The sequence below is a fragment of the Bdellovibrio sp. GT3 genome, from assembly GCF_037996765.1.
Classification (GTDB): domain Bacteria; phylum Bdellovibrionota; class Bdellovibrionia; order Bdellovibrionales; family Bdellovibrionaceae; genus Bdellovibrio.
This window is the reverse complement of record NZ_JBBNAD010000005.1, coordinates 1,403,784-1,424,200: the sequence shown is the minus strand read 5'-3', so window position 1 is coordinate 1,424,200 and position 20,417 is coordinate 1,403,784. Positions and strand designations below refer to the sequence as shown.

20 protein-coding genes are annotated in these 20,417 nt (G+C 46.9%); 9 read left to right on the top strand and 11 right to left on the bottom strand.

From position 1 onward, the window contains the following. Positions 1–3: 3 nt before the first annotated feature. A complete protein-coding gene (locus AAAA73_RS14375) occupies positions 4–1,059 on the bottom strand; it encodes an MBL fold metallo-hydrolase (RefSeq protein WP_340599164.1) in 1,056 nt (351 codons plus the stop codon). Positions 1,060–1,177: 118 nt separating this feature from the next. Between AAAA73_RS14375 and AAAA73_RS14370 the strand changes: the two genes are divergently transcribed. Then, positions 1,178–2,758 carry an ArnT family glycosyltransferase gene (locus tag AAAA73_RS14370; protein WP_340599163.1) on the top strand — a complete coding sequence of 527 codons (1,581 nt, stop codon included), beginning with the start codon at positions 1,178–1,180 and terminating at the stop codon, positions 2,756–2,758. 66 nt (positions 2,759–2,824) lie between these two features. Here AAAA73_RS14370 and AAAA73_RS14365 read toward each other — a convergent pair whose 3' ends face one another. From AAAA73_RS14365 to AAAA73_RS14345, 5 genes are all read right to left on the bottom strand, one after another. Then, entirely contained in the window at positions 2,825–3,118 is a 294-nt protein-coding gene (locus tag AAAA73_RS14365) for a hypothetical protein (RefSeq protein ID WP_340599162.1), read from the bottom strand. A gap of 217 nt (positions 3,119–3,335) precedes the next feature. After that, on the bottom strand, positions 3,336–3,776 hold the full coding sequence (locus tag AAAA73_RS14360) for a hypothetical protein (protein WP_340599161.1): 441 nt from the start codon (positions 3,774–3,776) through the stop codon (positions 3,336–3,338). Positions 3,777–3,822: 46 nt separating this feature from the next. Further along, positions 3,823–4,251, bottom strand: coding sequence for a carboxypeptidase-like regulatory domain-containing protein (locus AAAA73_RS14355; RefSeq protein WP_340599160.1), 429 nt, complete (start codon positions 4,249–4,251; stop codon positions 3,823–3,825). 68 nt (positions 4,252–4,319) lie between these two features. Beyond that, positions 4,320–5,483, bottom strand: coding sequence for a DNA topoisomerase VI (locus tag AAAA73_RS14350; protein ID WP_340599159.1), 1,164 nt, complete (start codon positions 5,481–5,483; stop codon positions 4,320–4,322). Further along, a complete protein-coding gene (locus AAAA73_RS14345) occupies positions 5,483–7,267 on the bottom strand; it encodes a DNA topoisomerase VI subunit B (RefSeq protein WP_340599158.1) in 1,785 nt (594 codons plus the stop codon). The genes AAAA73_RS14350 and AAAA73_RS14345 overlap by 1 nt, the downstream gene beginning before the upstream one ends. Positions 7,268–7,489: 222 nt before the next feature. Between AAAA73_RS14345 and AAAA73_RS14340 the strand changes: the two genes are divergently transcribed. Further along, positions 7,490–8,161, top strand: a complete 672-nt coding sequence (locus AAAA73_RS14340) for a hypothetical protein (RefSeq protein ID WP_340599157.1) — start codon at positions 7,490–7,492, stop codon at positions 8,159–8,161. Here AAAA73_RS14340 and AAAA73_RS14335 read toward each other — a convergent pair. Then, a complete protein-coding gene (locus tag AAAA73_RS14335) occupies positions 8,136–8,447 on the bottom strand; it encodes an HNH endonuclease (RefSeq protein WP_340599156.1) in 312 nt (103 codons plus the stop codon). The genes AAAA73_RS14340 and AAAA73_RS14335 overlap by 26 nt on opposite strands. A gap of 248 nt (positions 8,448–8,695) precedes the next feature. Here AAAA73_RS14335 and AAAA73_RS14330 point away from each other — a divergent pair, with 248 nt between their 5' ends. Both AAAA73_RS14330 and AAAA73_RS14325 read left to right on the top strand, forming a co-directional pair. Next, positions 8,696–9,847: a cyclic nucleotide-binding domain-containing protein gene (locus AAAA73_RS14330; RefSeq protein ID WP_340599155.1), complete on the top strand. Its 1,152-nt coding sequence runs from the start codon at positions 8,696–8,698 to the stop codon at positions 9,845–9,847. Positions 9,848–9,849: 2 nt separating this feature from the next. After that, a complete protein-coding gene (locus AAAA73_RS14325; protein WP_340599154.1) occupies positions 9,850–10,527 on the top strand; it encodes a PilZ domain-containing protein in 678 nt (225 codons plus the stop codon). A gap of 13 nt (positions 10,528–10,540) precedes the next feature. Here the strand turns inward: AAAA73_RS14325 and AAAA73_RS14320 are convergent, their stop codons facing one another. Then, a complete protein-coding gene (locus AAAA73_RS14320; RefSeq protein WP_340599153.1) occupies positions 10,541–12,457 on the bottom strand; it encodes an LTA synthase family protein in 1,917 nt (638 codons plus the stop codon). Positions 12,458–12,568: 111 nt separating this feature from the next. Here AAAA73_RS14320 and AAAA73_RS14315 point away from each other — a divergent pair, with 111 nt between their 5' ends. The 4 genes from AAAA73_RS14315 to AAAA73_RS14300 are packed head-to-tail and all read left to right on the top strand — an operon-like array spanning position 12,569 to position 14,719. Then, positions 12,569–12,781: a BolA/IbaG family iron-sulfur metabolism protein gene (locus AAAA73_RS14315; RefSeq protein ID WP_340599152.1), complete on the top strand. Its 213-nt coding sequence runs from the start codon at positions 12,569–12,571 to the stop codon at positions 12,779–12,781. Positions 12,782–12,807: 26 nt separating this feature from the next. After that, positions 12,808–13,113: a Grx4 family monothiol glutaredoxin gene (gene grxD / locus AAAA73_RS14310; RefSeq protein WP_340599151.1), complete on the top strand. Its 306-nt coding sequence runs from the start codon at positions 12,808–12,810 to the stop codon at positions 13,111–13,113. 1 nt (position 13,114) lies between these two features. Continuing rightward, positions 13,115–13,324, top strand: coding sequence for a YgaP family membrane protein (locus AAAA73_RS14305; protein ID WP_340599150.1), 210 nt, complete (start codon positions 13,115–13,117; stop codon positions 13,322–13,324). Between the two features lie 9 nt (positions 13,325–13,333). Next, a complete protein-coding gene (locus AAAA73_RS14300; protein WP_340599149.1) occupies positions 13,334–14,719 on the top strand; it encodes an FAD-binding oxidoreductase in 1,386 nt (461 codons plus the stop codon). Between the two features lie 36 nt (positions 14,720–14,755). On the opposite strand, the gene AAAA73_RS14295 is transcribed toward AAAA73_RS14300, so the two are convergent. The 3 genes from AAAA73_RS14295 to AAAA73_RS14285 are packed head-to-tail and all read right to left on the bottom strand — an operon-like array spanning position 14,756 to position 18,419. Then, positions 14,756–15,394, bottom strand: coding sequence for a hypothetical protein (locus AAAA73_RS14295; RefSeq protein WP_340599148.1), 639 nt, complete (start codon positions 15,392–15,394; stop codon positions 14,756–14,758). A 57-nt stretch (positions 15,395–15,451) separates the two neighbouring features. Beyond that, positions 15,452–16,243: a substrate-binding periplasmic protein gene (locus AAAA73_RS14290; RefSeq protein WP_340599147.1), complete on the bottom strand. Its 792-nt coding sequence runs from the start codon at positions 16,241–16,243 to the stop codon at positions 15,452–15,454. A gap of 52 nt (positions 16,244–16,295) precedes the next feature. Next, the gene (locus AAAA73_RS14285; protein WP_340599146.1) at positions 16,296–18,419 is read right to left on the bottom strand and encodes a hypothetical protein; all 2,124 of its coding nucleotides are present in this window, start codon (positions 18,417–18,419) and stop codon (positions 16,296–16,298) included. Between the two features lie 210 nt (positions 18,420–18,629). Between AAAA73_RS14285 and AAAA73_RS14280 the strand changes: the two genes are divergently transcribed. After that, complete coding sequence (locus AAAA73_RS14280; RefSeq protein WP_340599145.1) at positions 18,630–20,375, top strand: substrate-binding domain-containing protein; 1,746 nt, start codon at positions 18,630–18,632, stop codon at positions 20,373–20,375. Positions 20,376–20,417 lie beyond the last annotated feature (42 nt).

Genomic DNA, 20,417 nt, shown 5'->3' with positions numbered 1-20,417 from the left:
TGTCTACTTCCCTTGTTTGCTGGCTTTTTCAAATGAAAAAGTCTCGCCCCTGTTGAGCACTGGAAAAACTGTCGATGGCAGCTTTGCACTTTGCAAAGCCTCCTTCAGTTTAACCGGTGGTTCAGACATCGGCTCGTCACTGAGTTTGAAAGTGCCCCAGTGTATCGGCAATGAAAACTGTGCTCCCAGATCCTGGTGAATCAGCACAGCCTCGGCCGGATCATTATGTTGCTTTTGCATGAACCAGCGAGGAGCATAGGCACCAATTGGTATAAGAGCAACGTCCACCGCACCTAGGCGCTGACGGATGTCACGAAAATCCGGCGAATAACCGGTATCCCCGACAAAATAAACCTGGCGGGTTGCACCTTTGATCATCCAGCCACCCCACAGGGTCTGATTCAGATCAAAGCGCGTGCGCGTGGTCCAATGCTGAGCCGGCGCAAAGGTGAACTGCACCGCCCCCACCTTTTCCCCGGTCCACCAGTCATACTCTGCAACGTTAATGATTCCCTCTTTGGCCAATAACTCTTTGTTGCCCAAGGGCACCAGAAAGCGCGTTTTGCCCTGATTAAGCATATTCAGCTTTCGCAAACTGGGCAGATCCAAATGGTCATAGTGGTTATGAGAAATCACCACAACATCAATGGCCGGCAGATGTTCTATTTCGATCGGCAGTTTTCCATAACGTTTGGGTCCAATGAAACTAAATGGCGAAACCCGCTCAGACAGGGAGGGATCCGTCAGAATATTCATACCATCCAATTGTACCAGCATAGCGGAATGTCCCAACCAAGTGATGGTCAGGCCCGCAGGATGGTTTATCGCATTCATGTCCGCAGTAACTGTGGGGGCCCCCGCTGGATCATCCTCGGGGAAACTGGTGGTCCATCGTTCCCAGTACCACTTCAGCACGCTTTCCTTGGGTGAGTTATCATAGTTGTTCAGGAACCCATCTTTTCCGCGATGAGGAATTTTCGGATCGTGATATTTAAATGGCCCTGCGCAACCCACAAGGACTCCTATGCAAATCAGGAGCAACGATAGCTTTGTAATCATTTTACCAACATAGCACTTTACACGCAGCTCCATCGAGAGGAATTATTGCCACACCGGGACCTAAGGGCTACGACAGAGACATACCAAAAATGACTTCCGTAAAACTGGAGAAACCCCTGTGATTGCTGAATATTGGAAGCAAAGATCCCTTGATCAAAAAGTCCTGATTCTTTTCATCCTGACTCTTTTATTTCGCGCCTTTTTCAGTTTGAATATCGGGCTGATCGATGATGAGGCTTACCATTGGTCATGGGCCAAAGATCTGCAACTTTCTTACTTTGATCACCCGGGCATGATTGCATGGCTGGAGGCGATTACGACCTCGATTTTTGGCGACAATCAACTGGGCGTTCGACTGCCGGGCTTCCTTTGCTTCACGGCGATGATTGTACTTTTGTATAAACTAACGAAACAACTTTTTGACCAATGGGCTGCGATCTTTGTCGGCTTTGTGATGTTGTGGTCACCCTTCTGGGGTTTTGGCGGATACGTGGCCTCCCCTGAGCCTGTCTTCGCATTGTGCTGGGTGGCAGCGGCTTACGTGTTCTGGCAAGGCGTTCGCGAAGACAAACACCAATGGTCCGTTAAAAAAACCTGGCTATGGCTGGGCGTTTTGATGGGCTTGGGCTTAAATTCGAAATTCATCATCGCACTCTTGGCTCCGGGATTTGGTCTTTACCTATTGGCGACTCCAAACCGTCGCAAAGATTTGCTGACGCCGTGGCCGTGGGTGGGCTTCCTGATTGCTACAGTCTTGTGCACACCGATTTTCTGGTGGAACCATATTCACGACTGGCCGGGATTCCGTTATCAATTCCATGATCGTCACAGTGGAGAAACTTTCAAACCAGGACGCTGGGGCGGCTGGTTTGCAGCGCAACTTTTGTTCTGCACGCCGTTCTTGTACGTGATGATTGCTTTGGCGTTTATCACTTCGCTGCTTAAACGCAAGGAAGCCCGCTGGAGATTTCTATTCTGTTTGACGGTGCCATCTATTGCGGTGTTTTATCCGCAGCCATTCTTTGCTGATTACAAACCGCATTGGTCAGGAGCCGCTTACACTCTGCTACTTATGGGTGCCGGCTACATCTGGTCCCAAGGTTTGAAGTGGGGGCAAAAGCAAATCGTGAAAGCCCGAAGCAAGGTTTTCACTTACGGGATTTTGGGATTCTTTATTCCGTTGGCTTTGATCACTTACACTCCGTTTGCATACCCATGGATTCCGAAGGCCTTTAAGTTTTTCGCACCGAATGCAAAATGGGAAACCACCTACGATCCTTCCAATGAGTTTACCGGCTGGGAAGAACTGGGCGAGTTTGCAAATCGTCGTCAACGTGAAATCCACGCCGAGACAGGACACCGTCCGTTCCTGGCAGCCCTTCGCTATGAAACCACAGCACAGACAACCTGGGGCACTAAGGCGAAGATCTATATGCTGAACTCCACAGTCAGCAACTACACTGTCATGCAGTCCGTGGAAGAAATGAAAAACATGGAAGGTCAGGATGCCTTGATTGTGACGACTGAAAAGTACGACAAGGATCCAATGGAGTATGCGAAGTTCGACGGATGTACCCGCGACAAGCTGATGACGTTCCGTCATGGCGTTCATGCGCGCACATTCTGGCTGTACCTGTGCAAAAACTTCCAGGGCATCACTTACGGCCCGAACGAACAACCGCCGTCAGCGCGTCGTTAATCCAAAAAAAAAGGCACAGATCAATTAGTCTGCGCCTTTCCAATCAGGTTTTGGATGGGAAACCAGTTATTGTACTCCACCCGCTTTGGGAGCTGCCTTCGTCGATGATTTAGCGTAGCAGTTTTGTTTACCTGCAGAAACGCCATCTAAAAATAGAAGTTGGTCGTCAGATATTTTCGCACACTGATTAAGACAGTCTGCATAGTTTTTACAAGCTTTATGGCAAGTGGAATCTAATTTATTCATATAGTCGGAAGATGTTTTAACTCTTCCGTCTTGGCACAACTCTTTATGTTTTGCTAAAAGTGCAAGTGGCATATCTGCCTGGATGAGCTTTCTAAGCTTAGTTTCTTGGCTCAATAGCAAACGATAAAACAATGAACGAAACTAAACAAATTTTTTCATATCTTATGATGCCATTCAAACTAGGCGATATAAAGCGCACTCAAAGCAATCTGCCCTTTAGTCCACATCGGTCATAGTCAGAAGCCAAAGCTTCTAATCCCTAAAACGAGTCTCCAGACACATTATGTTCACACTACGAACGCAGCACTCTAAAAATCAAAAACGCGTGAAGCTATCTAATAATTGGCTGAACGGGAACGACAAGGTTACGCAGATCCACCCCGTGGTATTGAATCGGCAGTTGGCCTTTGAATCGTTTGTCGACTACTTTGACCAAATAAAATCCATACGGGATTTGACCCACCAACTGAAATCCGCCTTCAGAGTTCGTGCGTGCGCGCGCAAAGATCGTCGCATCACGATCAATCAGATGAACTGTCAAACCACTCATATATTTTTGATGCACGCCTTTTACTTTCAACGTGCCCGAGATATTGATGACTTCAACGACCGGCCCACCGTTGCGGATCATGCGATCATCCCCGCCTTGCGCGGAAACTTCAAATTGATCCGAAGCAAGATCCTTAGGTTTGTCATTGTCATCGTGGGCACAAGCCCCGATAAAAAGCGCTGCTAAAACCAAACCCGTAAGTACAATACCCAACTTCTTCATGGATCCCATCTTAAGGTACGGACATACTTTTGGTAGCAATAGCGCGTCACAAAGGTGTGGCGACGACGACGACTTCCTGATCATAGCTGTTGATGTAAATTCGCGTGGCACCTTTGTATTTAGGCGAGGTAATTTCGACAGTATAGTGCCCGTTGAAATAGATATCAGAGAACCTGAACTTCCCCTGGAGGTCCGAAGTGGCTTCGCCAACGGTGACCCCATCATCATCCAACATTCTAACCTTGGTGTGCTTCAATGGAGTTGCTGAAACGCCTTCGCCCAACATCAGTGCTCCCCGAACCCGCGTGATTTGATTTTTAGTTCCAGTCGCAGGAATCGTCGGCATGGTGGAGTCTTCACGCACACCATAGACTTTGCCATTTAAAACTTCCAAAGGACTTTTAAGTTCCTTTTTCTCTTGTTTGCCGGCACATGCGCCAAGCAACAACATCGCTACGATCAAAATCTTTTTCATATACAACCAACTCCAAGGACTGATTTTGGACAATAAAAAAGGCAACCCTGGGGGTTGCCTTTTCGCGATTAAACGTAAGAACCGCGTTTGATTTTTTCGAGGATCAATTTCTCTGTCTTGATCGGATCCTTCGGGTCGACCGAGAAGTAAGATTGTTGCTCGCAACGAATCTTTTCTTTGATCAACCAGCGCAGGATGTCTGCCAAGTTTTTGTTCTTTTTATCCAAGAAGAACGGATCGTTTTCCAACGCATCCTTGGCTTTTTTCAAAGCGCGGGCTTCCGCTGGATCAGATTCCTTCACTTTGTAGTGAGGAAGATCATATTTTTTCACGTCTTCAGGCAATACACCCAGGAATCTAACATTCGGTGCAGAGAAATTAGAGTTACGGATCAAAGATGCCGCAGAACCCGCTTTCAAAGTACGGAAGATATTTTGCATTGTGTACGCATCGAGATCTCCGAAGAAGTACATCGGAACATCAAGTTCGTCTTGAATCAATTTTGACCAACCACGAACACCATTCGATGGAACCCCTTGGGCACCCATGACGATACAGTTGTTACGTTTCGTGAAACCCATGGATACAAGCGTATTCGCCGTACCTTCGGACTCAACGATCAAGCAGAAGTCGATTTTCTTTTTCGCCTTCAACTTCAAAGATTGCGGTTTATTTTTCGGTTGGAATGGAGATGTACCCAAAGTTGAAAGATCGACAACGGCTTTATCACCATCGTTCAAAGTTTCAGTCACAACCAATTGTTGAGAATAAGTTTGTCCACCACGGTCATTGGCGAAGCAGTTCAATTCTTCACGGTACACTTCAAGCATGTCGCCGATGAAATCGATGATAGAATCTGATTCAGATTGGTCATCGAAATCCAACGGCTTCAAACGAGAGTTCCCTTTGATCAAACCTTTGCACATGTAATAAAGCTCACGCTTTGTATTTACAGAGCCAATTTCCAAGTTGTTCAAAAGAATTTCCAAAACGAAAACCACACGCGCCAGTTTTTGCACGGAAGAAACGTTCAACTCAGTACGAACAACTTTATCCCCGGGAGTTAGGTAACCCACCTTGGCGTTGTACAACGAGTTGTCCAGTGATGTCTTAACCGCCTCTAAAACCGGGCGTTTAGACTGTTCAAGGTCCTTCAACATCTTGTCAGCCAAGATGCGGGCCTCTTTTGGAATATCAATTTTTAATTCGCGAACGCTAAGTAATTTTGCCATTACGCTTTTTTCCCAGTCGTTTTCTTAGTCGTACCTACGGCTTTTTGAGTGCCAACGGCTTTTTTCGTCGTAGATTTTTTAGTACCTTGTGCCTCAGCTTCTTCATGAATGTCTTCAGCAGAAATCACATCGATTTCCTCTTCGTCACCATGATCGATACCTTTTTTCTTTTCACGCTGTTTTTGCGCCAAAAGTTTGGATTCTGCTGCTTCCAAGTCTGCAATCGCCTCTTCAGAATCGCGGCCCAAAAGTTTTTTCAAACCTTCTTCAGCTTTTTTCTTACGAGATTCAGGTGCATTAATGATTCGCGCCAATCCTTCAACAAGGATCGGACCAAATTGCTCGATGTGAGCCAATTTTCTCTCTAGATCAGCTTCCTTCACTTCTTTTTTGATGTGACGGGATAGTTTTTGACCTGCCTGGATCAATGCCAGGCGAATCTCTGCCACCAACTCTTCAGATGCATCGATAGTTTCTTTCGAGGCATTTTTAAATTTGATGAACGGAGAAACGATAGAAATCGCGAAGATATAAGGACCTAGTGGCAAAGAGTCTTTAGGTTGACCCAAGCCATAAGTTTTCCAGTTTACAGATTCGATCGCCCAAGTGATCGCACATCCAGATTTGTCGAACTGAAGTGGAACGCGGTTGGCGAAACGAAGAAGTGTTACCGGAGAATCGTTTTGTTGATTGCGGTCTTTGAAACGTGCCAACGCAACTTCAACCACCACAGGTTTAAAGTCACAAATTGTTGGTTTACGAGTCACAACTGCAAAAAAGTCGATCTCACCCAAGCGAGTGATGGATTTGGAAAGTGCTTCCTCACCGACAGTCAAAACAGACTTCGTTGAAGGCGCCATCAAATCTGTATTTTGAACCGCCTGGAAGACCTTTTTAAAGTCTTCTTCAGTCAAAGACGTGATTGGCTTTTCCAAAAGGTTCTTTGGAAGACCATTCTTAGTGAAGTCTTTGATCGATTGATCGCTAATACGTGAGAAACCAGTTTTCAAGAACTTGGATAGCGTCACTTTACCGAACAACGTCGCATGAGTGATAAACTCACCCAATTTGAACGTATGAGGATGCGGTAAAGAGGCCTCTGGAACTTGCGGAACTTCGGAACTTACACGAGTCACAGTAACGAAGTCGCCTTCGTTCAGTTTGTAAGTAATTGTCATATGAGGATTCACAAGGATTGTGCCCTCGATATAAGTCAAAATACCACCGTCACCGTTCAATTGAATACGTCCATCAAGGATGAATTCAACACGAGTTCCGTGATCACGATCCCAATCGATCGTTTCTTTGTTTTTCACTACACCTGTATTGGATTTGATGTCGACATCGACTTGCGCCGAAATCGCTTTACGCATCTTTTTGGTCTTGGAAACAACACTCACACCGCGAGCGTTAGTCATCTGCGCCCATGTGGTGGCTGCAGAGATACCAATACCTTGTTGTCCACGGGAACATTGCCCGCGGCCGAACTTGGAAGATGCCAGATATTCCCCGTAAACCTTGGCAAGATCCTCGCCTTCGATTCCGGGACCGTTGTCTTCAACAACGATGCGAATTAAATCAGTATTTTTAGTGGAACCACTGCCCACTTTGGAAATTTCTACTAACAGATCCGGCAAAATGCCCGATGATTCACAGGCATCTAATGAGTTATCTACGGCTTCTTTCAAAGTCGTCAAAACGGCTTTCAATGGAGACGAGAACCCGACTTGCTGAAGGTTCTTAGCAAAATATTCAGCTGTACTACTTTTGGTAATTTTGCTCACAGTCGCTTAGTCCTTATAACGATGTTAACGAATTTTAATACAATGACTTTGATAGCTTATTCCTAACGCAGTTGGTTAAATCAAGACCAAAGGCTCAACGTCGCGCGGCACAATTTTTAATGTGAGGTAATCCACCTTTACTTTCCTTGCTTGAATACATAACCGGCCTTAAGAACATTAGTTAGTCTTCCTGCGCAGTACGTTTTATGATTTCAGGACGGTATGAAACACCAAGAAACTTTAACAGCGACGTTCAAAGAACTCGCTGAATCATTCGCCCAATTGGTTGAGGGTGAGGGGATTATTATTCGCCCTTACGCTGACCCCAACCTCATTCACTTCAATCGTCTTAGTCAGGACGAACAAGTGGATGTGATCTCCCGTGTGAAAACCTATGTCTTGGCTTGTGTTCATATGAAGGAAAAACATCTGCCCATGACCGACACCCGCGCTCAGGTTGAAACATTCCTGAATTCGGCCGGTTATAACGCTCGCCCTGAAGATCTGGATCTCATCGAAAATGACCATTTCATTGAGATCTACAATCGCACAGGGATGCATCTCTTCCGTTCTTTGAATATTCTGGAAATCAGCAGCTATACATTTGAAGACCTGTGTTGCCGTCAATGGCACCATCTTTATGAGCGCCCAGGTGACGAACAGGAGAAAATCATTCTCGCCGCGGCAGAATTTTTCCAATCGCAGAATCCAGTTCGCAAAGAAACCGGCCTTAACCCTATCAGAATCATAGAAAAAGACAGCTTGGAACGCCTGATTTATAATGCGGAAACAAAGTGGTTCATTCCGGTGTTTAAAGCAGATTCGTACGAGGCGGTATTAACTATTGTTGTGAATCGGAATAAGAATCCTATTCCTCAGTATTTTCATCCTTAGTGATTTTCAGCTCTTCCAATGCCATCTCTGCACGGGTCTTATGACCCTTTTTGCTGTTGCAGTCTTTGCAGGATGGAACGCAGTTGTTCTTGGTGGATTTACCGCCGCGAGCGATGGGAATCAAATGATCCATGGTTAGCTCTGCAGACTTAAACTTCACTCCGCAGTGATAGCAAACTCCCTTGCCCAGTTCCTGGCGCCACCATTGGCTTTGACGAAGCTCGCGAGCTTTCGCTTTTTCCTTTTTTTGGTGAGCCTCAGGGGCTGCGCTAAAGTAGTATTCCATGGGAGCTTTTATAGCCGAAACCCTGAATTCCAGCAACTCACCTCCATTTTTTAGGGCGTTTTTAGGGGTGGATCCTATAAAATTTCTGCCTTTTTAGTGGGTTTTTACGCTCTTTCACCCCCGGTTTTCAGCCTTATGGTCCAGCTTCCAGGTTTAGAATCTGGACCTTGGACACCCCTTAAAACCTCAATTTTACGAGCTTTTTAGCCGATAACTTTTCTGAGAATTCTTATTTTGAGGAGTGAGTTATGTCCGTAAAAACCTTTAAAAAAGGCGAAGTCATCTTCAAGGATGGCGATAAAATCACCTCTGTTTACCTGATTCAGTCAGGTGGCGCTTCTCAGTGTCTGATTCGTGGTAAAAAGAACGTTGAATTCTTTCAGTTGGGACCGTCTCATTTCCTGGGAGATCAGGTCATTCTGGGAGCGCAAACTCACCCGACAGCAGCTGTCGCCACAGCTGAAACCAAGGTACTTGAAATTCCTGTTGATACATTGAAACAAACTTACGAAGGCGCTCCACAAATGCTGAAAGTGATCATCAAGTCACTGGCAGAGCGTCTGCGCATGGGCGTGAATGAAGTTCGCTCCTCGAAACTTGAAAAAGACTCCTCCCCATGTCCTGAGGATCAGGTCGCGAAAGCTTTCGGCGCGGTCTTCCACACAGCAAATCACAAAGGCGATAAAACGACTTTGCCTGGTCGCGTGGTAATCGAATGGCAGATGATGAAGCAATACTCTCAACGTGTGATGGGCGAGAGTCCAAAGCGTGTCGAGCAGATTATCAACATTCTGGTGAAACAAAAACTGGCTTTGTACGAGATGGGCAAACCCGTCGACAATCCAGAGGGCGCTGACGAGATTCAAAAAGTCCACTTCCTGGATTTGAATCTGGTTGAAGCTTTCTTTGAGTTCTTCCAATACTACTATTTTAAAGGTGCCGGAAAGTCCGAGCTTTTACGCGTGGACGAAGTCTGTCTGAATCTTTTGGACGGTCTTTTGAAAGTCACAGGCGATACTCCTGAAGTCGACCGTTTTGGTATCACCAGTATCGAATTCGCAAAGTTTTCCGAGTACTGCACCAATGAACTTGGCTTTGCCTTGAACAACGATCACTTCACCCGTCTAGAGGGCAAAGGGATCTTTATGAAGCGTCGTACAGTTGGTACGGGCGTGTTACTGCAATTTGAAATCAAAGAGTTCCGTTCGATGTTGCAAAGCTGGAAGATGCTTCGCGAGATCGATAAATGGAATGAGCGCGGTTACGTCGACATCAACGAAAAAGAAGAGAAACCGAAAAAGAAAACCAATGGCCCACAATGCCCTCAGTGTAACTCTGAAGTCGTGGCTGGCGCCAAATTCTGCGGAGAGTGTGGCCATAAACTGGTCAGCGCGGCTTAATCATGGGACCATTGACTATATTCAAAACCATCAACAATGAAGTTCACAAAAGATTCCTTCTGGAAACTCTTGTGGCTATTGAAGGCGAAATCCTGATCAAAGGTGATGATGATGAAAAAGAGCATGTGAATGCGGTTTCCATCAATGACAAGAATCAGATTCAATGCGTGATGACCGATGGATCCAAACTGAAGTTTGGCCTGAAAAGTGTCCTGACTTGCTATTTCCGTGTGAACAACGAGAAGTACATGTTCGAAGCCACGGCCCTGCCTTTCGAAGGCGGACTGAACCTGTCCCTGAAGGATCTGTTTCACCTGCAAAGAAGAAAGAACTTCCGCTACACCCTGCCTTCAGGATTTCAAGCGGACTGTTTGATCGCAACTTTGAATTTACAACAATCAAACACAACTTGCCGTCTGATTGACGTCTCCACAGAAGGCTGCGCGATTTTGCTGACAGCGGAAATGCCGACATTGCGTCTGGATGACCGTGTGGAAGCTGTTATCTTTTTGGAGGAGCGCGAACCGATTCCGGTTCAGGGATTCGTCAAGAATCTGCGCGTTCACGGAGATGACATGGTGATCGGACTTGAGTTCAATCACCTGGCAAATTCCAGCGAATTTGCCATCATGAGCGCCATTGTGGAAATGCAGCGCTCTGCCTACAAAAAAGCCGGTTAAAACCGGCTTTTTTTTATCGACCTGGGTTAGGATAGTAGAGTTTATTATCCCACATACCTTCGTTAAAATACTGAATCTGTGCCTTCATTTTATTTAACAAGACAGCTTTGCGTGCCGCGGGCTCAGTCAACGGGGTTTCCCCTGCCCGATCCTCAATCGCAAACATCACAGGCTCCGCTTGTCCCAGGGCCCAACGAATACGATAATCCTTGGCAAACAACTGATAGATTCCGTCGTTAAACACCACAGCCACCTTATCGCCATCCACGAAGATAGAGCTCCCCATGTAATTCTCTTCCTTCTGCGGAATTTCCAAAAAGTCCAAAATGGTCGGCAGAATATCTATGTGTTGCACCACCATCTTGGAATCCACTTTCGGAAATTTAAACTCTGGATGATAGAAGAAAATCGGAACCATATAGTCCCCGACTTCATTCGTATACTCCGGACGGTAGTGGATTGAAGTATGATCTGCCGTGATAACAAACAAAGTATTCTTAAACCATGGTTGCTTTGCAGCCTCGGCAAAAAACTTTTCCAAGGACATATCCGTATAAGCGATAGTTTTTAAAATCGGCAATGATCCTTCTTTAAACACGTCCTGATACTGGGCTGGAACTTTGAACGGCTGATGGGAGCTAAGGGTAAAAACCGACGTCAAAAACGGCTGCTTAAAGCCATTAACCTCTTTCAGCATCCACTGCAGGAAAGGTTCATCCCAAATTCCCCAGACGCCGTCATCGTCCTTGGAGTTCCCGTATTCGCTGGCTCCGTAATATTTCTCGATACCAGCACTCTGCATGAAGGAATCAAAGTACATCGTTCCGTTATGCCCGCCATGAAAAAAGCTGGTGGAGTACTTTTTATCCGCCAGCAGTGTTCCCAGTCCCAGAAAGTAATTCGCGGTAAAGTGCGACGAAATAAAAGGTTCACTCATCAGCGCGGGAATTCCTCCCATGATCGCCGCAATCCCCTCAATGGAGCGGCGTCCATTGGCGTAGGCATTTTCAAACACCAATGACTTTTTCATCAACGAATCCAGGAACGGAGTGCGAGTCACACCATCGACCGTACCAAAGTATTCAGAGCCAAAGCTTTCCAACATGATGATCATCACATTTTGCGGTGCCGACGGGCGCTGCCCTTTCAGACTGCTGCCGACAAAGGAACCATTCAGCAACGCCAGCATCTCGTTCTTATCCGCGAAATACTTTTCATGCTTAATGTCGTTGGCCCCGTAGCTTTTGATAAACGTGAAAGTCGAATTCAGCACCAGATTGTTCAAGAGCGGCGCTGTGAAAACATTGGCATTTACAAAGTTAATAGGCTTTCTTTGAAAGCCCCCGCGAATACCAAATACCGCCAAAGCCAAAGCCAGAAAACACATAAGGCCATGCGCTCCCCAGGCTTTGAAACTGCCCTGCCAGTGAGTTTTTCCAAAAGGTCTGCGCAGCAGGAACCAGGATGAAACCATCAACGCTGCGACAATCACCGTGTTGATCAAAAACAACAGCCAGTAGCTGCCGACAAAGTTCAGCATTTTGCCCTGGGCCTCATTCAAAATAAAAATAGTGTCGTAGGTGAAGCGGCGGCCCACGAAATTGATAAACTCGGTATCCACCAGATTCAGGATCAAAAAGGGTACGTTTACCAGGCAGAACAAGCCCCAAGTGACCTTCTCCCAAACAGAGTTCCATTTGCCAGGCCAAGGGAAAAAGCTAAGTAAAAGGATCGGAGCCACCCCACAAAATGCTGCCGAGAGGTCAAAACGCATCCCCACAAAGAACGCCCATAGGATGTCGGCTCCCGATTTGGAGTGAAATAAGTTCCAATTCCAGATCAAAAACTCCGCCCGCGCCAGGGCGTAAAACACCATCAAAAGCAGAATCAGAGCAAAGATCTTAATCAGTCGTAAAGAGTGTCCAAACATAGGCACATCCTACACTGTCGCGACACGTTAAAACAAGGTTCCGCCCGCCCACTGCCGCCTCTGGACATAAAGTGGGCACTCTGGTAGGTTGCCCCCATGACTCAAGAGCAAATGAAACAACGCCTAGAAGAAACTTACCCAAACTGTAAAATCGAAATTTTCGATCTAACAGGAACTCAGGATCATTGGGAAGTATACGTGGAAAGCTCCAAATTCGCGGGCCTGACTCGAATCCAGCAACATCAACAAGTGATGGCTTGCTTTGGACCAGAACTTAAAACCGGTGAAGTCCACGCACTCTCCATTAAAACCAAAATAGTTTAAGATAAGTATTTAAAACGAGGAATTTTATGTCTCCAACTCTACAAAAAATCGACGGTATCGTTAAATCGAACAAAGTGGTGCTTTTCATGAAAGGCACTCAACAATTTCCAATGTGCGGTTTCTCTGCACGTGCCTGCGCAATTCTTCAGGACATCGGCGTTCAGTTTCAAGACGTGAATGTGCTTGATGACGAAGAGATCCGTTCTGGTATCAAAGAATACGGCAACTGGCCGACGATCCCTCAGTTGTACGTGAATCACCAACTTGTTGGCGGTTCTGACATCATGATGGAAATGTACCAATCTGGTGAGCTACAGGAACTTCTAAAGTAAAATGAGATGCAATGTCGCCACTTGGGACCGCACTCTTAGATTCATCCTTGGCGTAGGACTGACCGCTTACGCCATCGCTGGGGGTCCCTTCTGGACTTACATCGGTATTTACGGTCTGTTCACCGCTGCTTGGGGCTTGTGTCCCATCTATGCTTTCTTTAGAATAAGAACACTGAAAGATTTTTACCGGCCCGTTCACGACCAGGAATAGGATATCACCATGGCACCAGCGACTCTCCTCGAGCTTGATAGTTTTCTAAAAAAAGACCAGATCAAAACCGACGAGGAAAGCTTAAAGTACTGGGGCAAAGACTGGACAACCTATTTCGACATCAAAGCTTCGGCTATTGTTTTCCCACACACGACTGAACAAGTCTCCGCCCTGGTAAAATGGGCACGTAAAAACAAAATCGCTCTGGTTCCATCAGGAGGTCGCACCGGACTTTCCGGGGCGGCTGTTGCGACTCAGGGTGAAGTCGTTGTTTCTTTTGATCAGATGAACAAAATCAAAGACTTCAGCTCGATTGATCAGACCGTGATCATTGAAGCCGGAGTGGTGACGGAAACTCTGCAGGAGTTCGCGCACTCGAAAAATCTTTTCTATCCGGTGGATTTCGCAGCGACCGGTTCCTCCCAGATGGGCGGAAACATCTCCACCAATGCCGGCGGTATCAAAGTCGTTCGCTACGGGCTGACTCGTGACTGGGTGGCAGGCTTGAAAGTCGTCACCGGCACCGGGGAAATTCTGGAGCTTAACAACGGACTGGTAAAAAATGCGACAGGCTATGATCTGCGCCATCTGTTCATCGGCGCCGAAGGGACTTTGGGATTTATCACGGAAGCGACAATTCGTCTGGCACCAGCTCCCCCGCCTATGAAGGTTCTGGTAATGGCGGTTAGCGGCCTTGAAGCTGTGATGAAAATCTTTGGAAAATTCAAAACTCAAACGTCCCTGGTGGCTTTTGAGATGTTTTCAGATAAGGCACTGGCAAAAGTTTTGGAAAACACAGGCTTGCCAATGCCGCTTGAAACTCAAGCTTCGTTCTATGTTCTGGCAGAAGTGGAAATTCGCTCTGAGGCCGACGAAGAAAAGGCACTGGAAGTCTTTGGCCAATGTGCTGAAGACGGCTGGGTGGTTGATGGTGTTATTTCCCAATCAGACACGCAAGCGACGACATTCTGGAGATACCGCGAGGACATCTCTGAATCCCTGGCGAAATACTCCCCGTACAAAAATGATATCTCTGTGGCTATTTCCAGAGTTCCGCCATTTATGGCAGACCTTGAAAAAGTGCTGTCCGGTGCATATCCCAACTGGGAAGTTGTTTGGTTTGGCCATATCGGCGACGGAAATCTGCATATCAACATTTTGCGACCTCAAGGTATGAGCAAAGAGGAATTTGTTCAGGAATGCCGCAAAGTCGATGTGATGGTTTTTGATGCGGTTAAAAAGTATCAAGGTTCGATCAGTGCCGAGCATGGTGTCGGGTTGACTAAGAAGTCCTTCCTGAACTACACCCGCTCCAATGCGGAAATTGATCTGATGAAGGGAATCAAAAAAGTATTTGATCCTGACAACATCATGAATCCAGGAAAAGTGCTCTAAAGCAAAAAGCCACTCCTAAAATGAGTGGCTTTTTTATTAAAACGGTATCGCCAGGCCAAACTCGTTCAGAACGAAATTGCTCATCACTTTAAAATCCACTCTAAAATCCCGGGATTTATACAAAGCCGTCGTAAAGTGCAAAAACGGCATCGGTAAGATATCAACTGAATGACCACCAAGACTGGTCATAAACTTCATTCGATACCCGTCGATCTCATAACACTCAGTTACCTCGCGTCTTCCGTCAAAGTACGTGTCACAGGTCTTCGGCGTCTGCCTTGCGTACACCCCAAACGTCAGCCCCCATTGCGTGCGGTCCGAAACCTTGAATGTCTCCCCGATCTGCAAGGCTCCTGCTGGATTGTCATAACAATCCTTCACAAAGGCCGCGAGCAGGGTCAGCCCGCTTTCCGCCACATATTCCAATCCCACCCCAGGCGTGATCACAGTGGCCCCTTTCCCATCGACTTTGCGAGGCATGTAAGTCGAAGCGTTGGGCCCCGGAGAAACCCCATGCACCACAAAAGAAGGCATCACCAGGCTGAGGCCTTTCAAAGGATTCTTTCGCGTTACTAATTTCTCCGATTGGTTTAGGCTGCCGTATCCAGCTGCCCATCCTTGTAAGCTGAATAGGTTGAACACGACAATGAGCGAAATCCATTTCGCTGTGAGCATTGGCCCCTCCTATGGATGGGACACGCTCAGTGGTACTTCGGTTAAATGGAAATTATTTCACTTAATCCGCAGAACTGGAGAGTTTGATTCGTAGTAATGATCAAATATTCTCTTAAGAGTTCCATCCACCCTCATCGCTTCCAAATGCTTCGTGAGCATTTCAACTTCTTTGGGCGTCAAACGTCTTTGGGAATAAACATAGCCCACCGGACTGTTGGTTTTGGTATCAGGCAATCTTGTTACGAGCGAAGTCATTTTTAATCTGTTGAGATAGTATAGTGTTGTCGCCGTGGGAAACAGAACCGCCTGAACGCGTCCCGCCTTTAACATTTTAAACAGACCCTCTGGATTTGGAGCCCCGACAGCACGGCCTTCTGCATTTAAGACAGCCAATTCTTCCGGCGTCCAAGTCGAATGAGATCCAATCATCACACCCACTCGCATTTTTTTGTCGGCAAGAAAGCTCTCGATATTTAAATAACTTTTGTTGAGTGAATTTAAGTAAGTGAGCGAGCGTTCCGCATCTGACAACACTACAAAAGTTCCGATGCCTTCAAATTCATGCTGTGAACCTGCCAACAGAAACAAATCCATCCGTCCCTGGCGCATCCGGGATAATGCCGCTGGACGAGTGTATTCGGTCACCGAATAGTTGCAACCTGTCCGACGACTCAGCTCCTTGGAAATATCAAGCCCAATACCCAAACGTTTGCCTTTTTCGCGCATGAAAACCGGAGCATAGTCAGCAACACCCACTTCAAAATTCCGGGCACACGGTTCTTCCACAGCAGTCGCGTCTGCGCTTACAGAAGCAAAAAATAGTATACACAGAATGATCCATGCCTGCATGGACACATTATAAACTTGGGGAACCGCGTGCGATGCATGTTTTGCAGCAGGGCTAGTTAACTAACGGAGAAATGCATCTAAAACCATGTCCCCCGTCGGAGTGTGTTGAATCATAGTCGAGGTCAATGGCAAAGACACCCGCCTGTTGCCCGTTGCTGGCACTGCCACCACGAAACAATGCACTTGCTGGTCGGGAATCATTCACCCATGCTTTACCAAATCCACAGAACTCATTACCACCTGCAGGACCTAGACAAGTGAAGCCCAACGCTCCCGCCAGGATTTTAAAATAGTTACTGTCAGTGTAGTTGGCGACAAGGTCATTGGTCCCCGTAAATGTATCGGGATAAGAGTATTTAACGCCCTCCCAGGAACCGCCTGAAAAATCCCACAACACAGAGCCATTCGACAGCTTGTGCGTTCGTTTAAAGTTATGCCAGACGGAATCGGAACATGTCGCGGTGTCTGCCGGATAAGAAAACCCCGGAAGATTGGCGCAGGCATAGTTATCGTTCGCATCTGCGGGCTCCTGATCACTGCTGCTGCGATTCCCCTGATTCAATTGACCTGAGCCCACGGCGCCAGTGCTCCAATTGCCGGCAACGCCAGCGATGTTTCGGGCAATGACATTCCATTGGGAATTTGTCGGCAAATCAAAACCTGCACCCAAAGCCTGACAGTGGGTGGTCATTTGAGTCAGGTTGATATCGCGCCAGGAAGTGCCTGTAGGTCGGGAATCAGCTATAAAAGCTGGATTGTACGTTTGATAGCCATCATCATCACCTGCGATCTTCATCTCGTACTTGGCTACACAGAATTCATTCTGTAGAGTGCCGTTTTCACCAGGGATCAAAACGTAGTTTGCCGGACACAATTCACCAGTTGAAATTTTCCAGGTGGTTGCAAAGGAACCCACGATCAGATTTGAGGTGCGCGCACCCGCTGCCGGTGAATTCATTTTCAAAGTGAACGATGCACCGGAAGATACTGATAGCGAGGTGCCGGCAGCACTCCAATCAGCACAAGGTGTTGCACAAACTTTGGCGCCATTATCAACAGTCACATTCAAAGTTCCATGAATACCGCTGACCGTGAACGCGGAACTTTCAAACTCCGTGGAGGGAGTTCTGTTTTGAAGGGAAAGTAAATAAGCAGGAGTCACCGTTGCGGTCCAAGTGACCGACACGGACGCCGAAGTATTACCGGCTCTATCTCGTGACTGGATTTCCCAGCGATAGTTGACACCGTCAACAAGTGTCAGTCCTGTCGCTTGTAGGGTTCCACCGCTTCCCAAAGTACTCCAGGCTTGAGCCGCCTGACCGTCACTGACTCTTACAATGCGGCCCTGGTAATCCAAAAAACCGGCGTGCGTCGCATCCGCAGCCTCGTTCGCCGCCAAATTTTTAACATACACTTTCGGAGTGTAGGTCATCGAGCCCACGCCGTCTGCGCCAAAAGCCAACTCCACAACAGGTGTCACGCTTGAAGTTGAATCCAAAACAGCATCCACTGACACACAGCTGGAATCATGATTGAACCGATCACGAAACTTCACTGAAATGCTTTTTGCACCTTCACCCGCAGAAAGTGCCCAGGATTTGCTGGACGAAAAGTCCTCGTATGAACCTGTCGAACAGTTTGCCGTATTTGAAAACTGCATCTGATAAAGAGTCGGATCGCTGGCACTCAGAGTAAATGTCGGACTTGAGTTTTTGACAAAGTTAACAGACGAACCATCCACGTAATCCGCAGCGATGGCGATGGAGGCACCCGTCGGTACAGAGGTGTCCAACACAACCTGGGTATTCACGCAGGAGGTGACATCCCCTGCGGAGCTTTTGAATTGCACCGACAAATCCTTTGTTCCATCCCCTGCCGTCAGTGAGTGAGAGCCCAGCGTTGACGCATAAGCCACCCAAGATCCTCCCGTACAGTTGGCATTGTCGCTGATTTTCATTTGTGCGGGAGTCAGAGTTGCCACGGAAAAAGTTAAAGAAGGTGCGATATTATCAGTGTACTTAACACCGGAAATAGTGACGGTGCTATCGATGGAAATGCTTTCGAGCTCACCCATCGAACCCGAACTCAAATCCTGAACAGCCAGCTCCAACGTACATCCGCTGGTACTGGCAATTAACACAGTATTTAAAATAGCTGCTCGAAGTAACTTCATCACCGATACGACCCCAAAAATGATGATATTTTATCGGTGAATAACGAGCGGGCCTTAATTGATTTTCTCAAAATGAAACAGCGATGTTTAACAATTTTTTTACAAAAATCAAAGTGGTCTCACATTCCCAAACTCATATGCAAATCAACAGGAATTCGTGATCTATTCGATTGGACCGTTACCAAAAATGTTAAGAACTATATAATTTCATCTATGAAGTTCATCAGCTTTTGCGCAACTCTCATTCTGATCGCTTCCCCAGCCTGGGGAAGAACCGTCAAGGTCCATGTCTTCTATTGGAGTGACAAAATCGAAGCCCAAGTTGCAATGAGAGCAGGGCTCGAGCAGGAGATTGACAAGCACAACACCTCAGCTTCGGAATTAAAAATTGAACTCGTCCCTTATGTCGCCGGCGATGGACGAGAAGGAATTCTAAATCAAATCAACCAACTGGAAGAAGCTTTCCCCAAAAAACCCGATGCCATGATTATTCAGCCTCCCGATCTCGCGACGGCCAGCAAAGCATTGCAGGAGGCGAACGCCGCAAAGATTCCCGTCTTCAGTTTTGATCAATACATACTCTTGGGAAATCTGACCTCCTATATCACAAGTGATAATTATCAAGCGGGCTGGGACAATGGAATCTACATCGCCTCCCTGATCCCCAAAGAGGAGGAAATTAGAATTGTTCTGGTGGAGTACCTGCGAGTGTCCGCTGTCATAAATCGTGTTGATGGTTTCTTTGATGCTCTTCGCTCAAAAAGGCGTAAGTTCACAGTGCTTAAACGCTATGAAGCGATCACTCCTGATTCCGGCAAAGTTGCGGCCCAGGAAATTTTGCGGGACTTTCCCAAAAAAAACAGCGTCGATGTGATTTTCACAGTGAACGATGGCGCGGGAATTACGATAGCAGACACTCTTTGGAGCAAGGGTCGCAAAGAAATTTTGCACGCGTCCGTTGACGGAGATCCCAAGGCCATTGAAAACATTCGTCGCAAACGGCTTACCGTGATCGACTCTTCACAATACTGCGCTGAAATCGGCCGCGAAACCGCTCGTCAGGTGATAAACCACTTCGAGGAAAAGCCCGTCAATGCCCGCGTCCTGATTCCAACCTATCCAGTCACGGTCAAAAGTCTCAGCGGCTTTAATGGCTGGCTCGGCACTCCTACCGTATCACCTCATTCCTCAGACTTCAGAATGCCCTCCAGCGAAGCAAAGCCCCTGAACACCAAGGAGCGGGAAAGACTTCCGGCAATAAAAATTGGGATCTCCCCCAATTGTCCTTATCTTTGCGAAAAAGGTCCAAAAAGCTGGACCGGATATCTGCACGATATTTTGACCAGTGTCGCAAAGGAAAGTGATATCAAAATTCAAATTGTCAGTTTAACCGACGCCGAACTTCCCAAAGCTTTATTGGCAAAGTCCGTCGACTACATCATATTGCCCAGCTACCTTGTGCGATATGAGCCAGATTTTCAAGCTGTCGGTCCGAAGCTGGGAATCTCATTCACCGGGGCACTCTTCACCCCTGGTGTACGCATGAGAGTGGTCGATAAGGATTCATTGACGGACATGCGGATTGCCTTTGCCAGACTTGGACAGGAAACCGAATTGAAGCTGAACCCTGCCGAGTTTAAAAAATCCACGAAAATAGAAGGGCACGATGTGGCTGACAGAATGATAAAAACCATTATTGAACGACGTGTGGACCTGGCATTGGGTGATTACAATGTTTTGCGCTACACACTGCTTCGTCGGCAACATCTGAATCTGGAATTGCAACCCACCTCTTTGACCGGCTTCAACAGCCTCAGTCTGGTAGTAGCGCCCGAGAACAAGAATCCTGTTGAGCTTCAAGACCTGCTTAACGCGTGGATGGAGACGGCCCGATCCAGCGGTCAATTGGACCGAATTCTTCGCAAATACAACTTATTGGATTGGAAGTACTATAGATAAAAAAAAGGCCCTGATTCTCAGAGCCTTTAATCTATTTTCAAT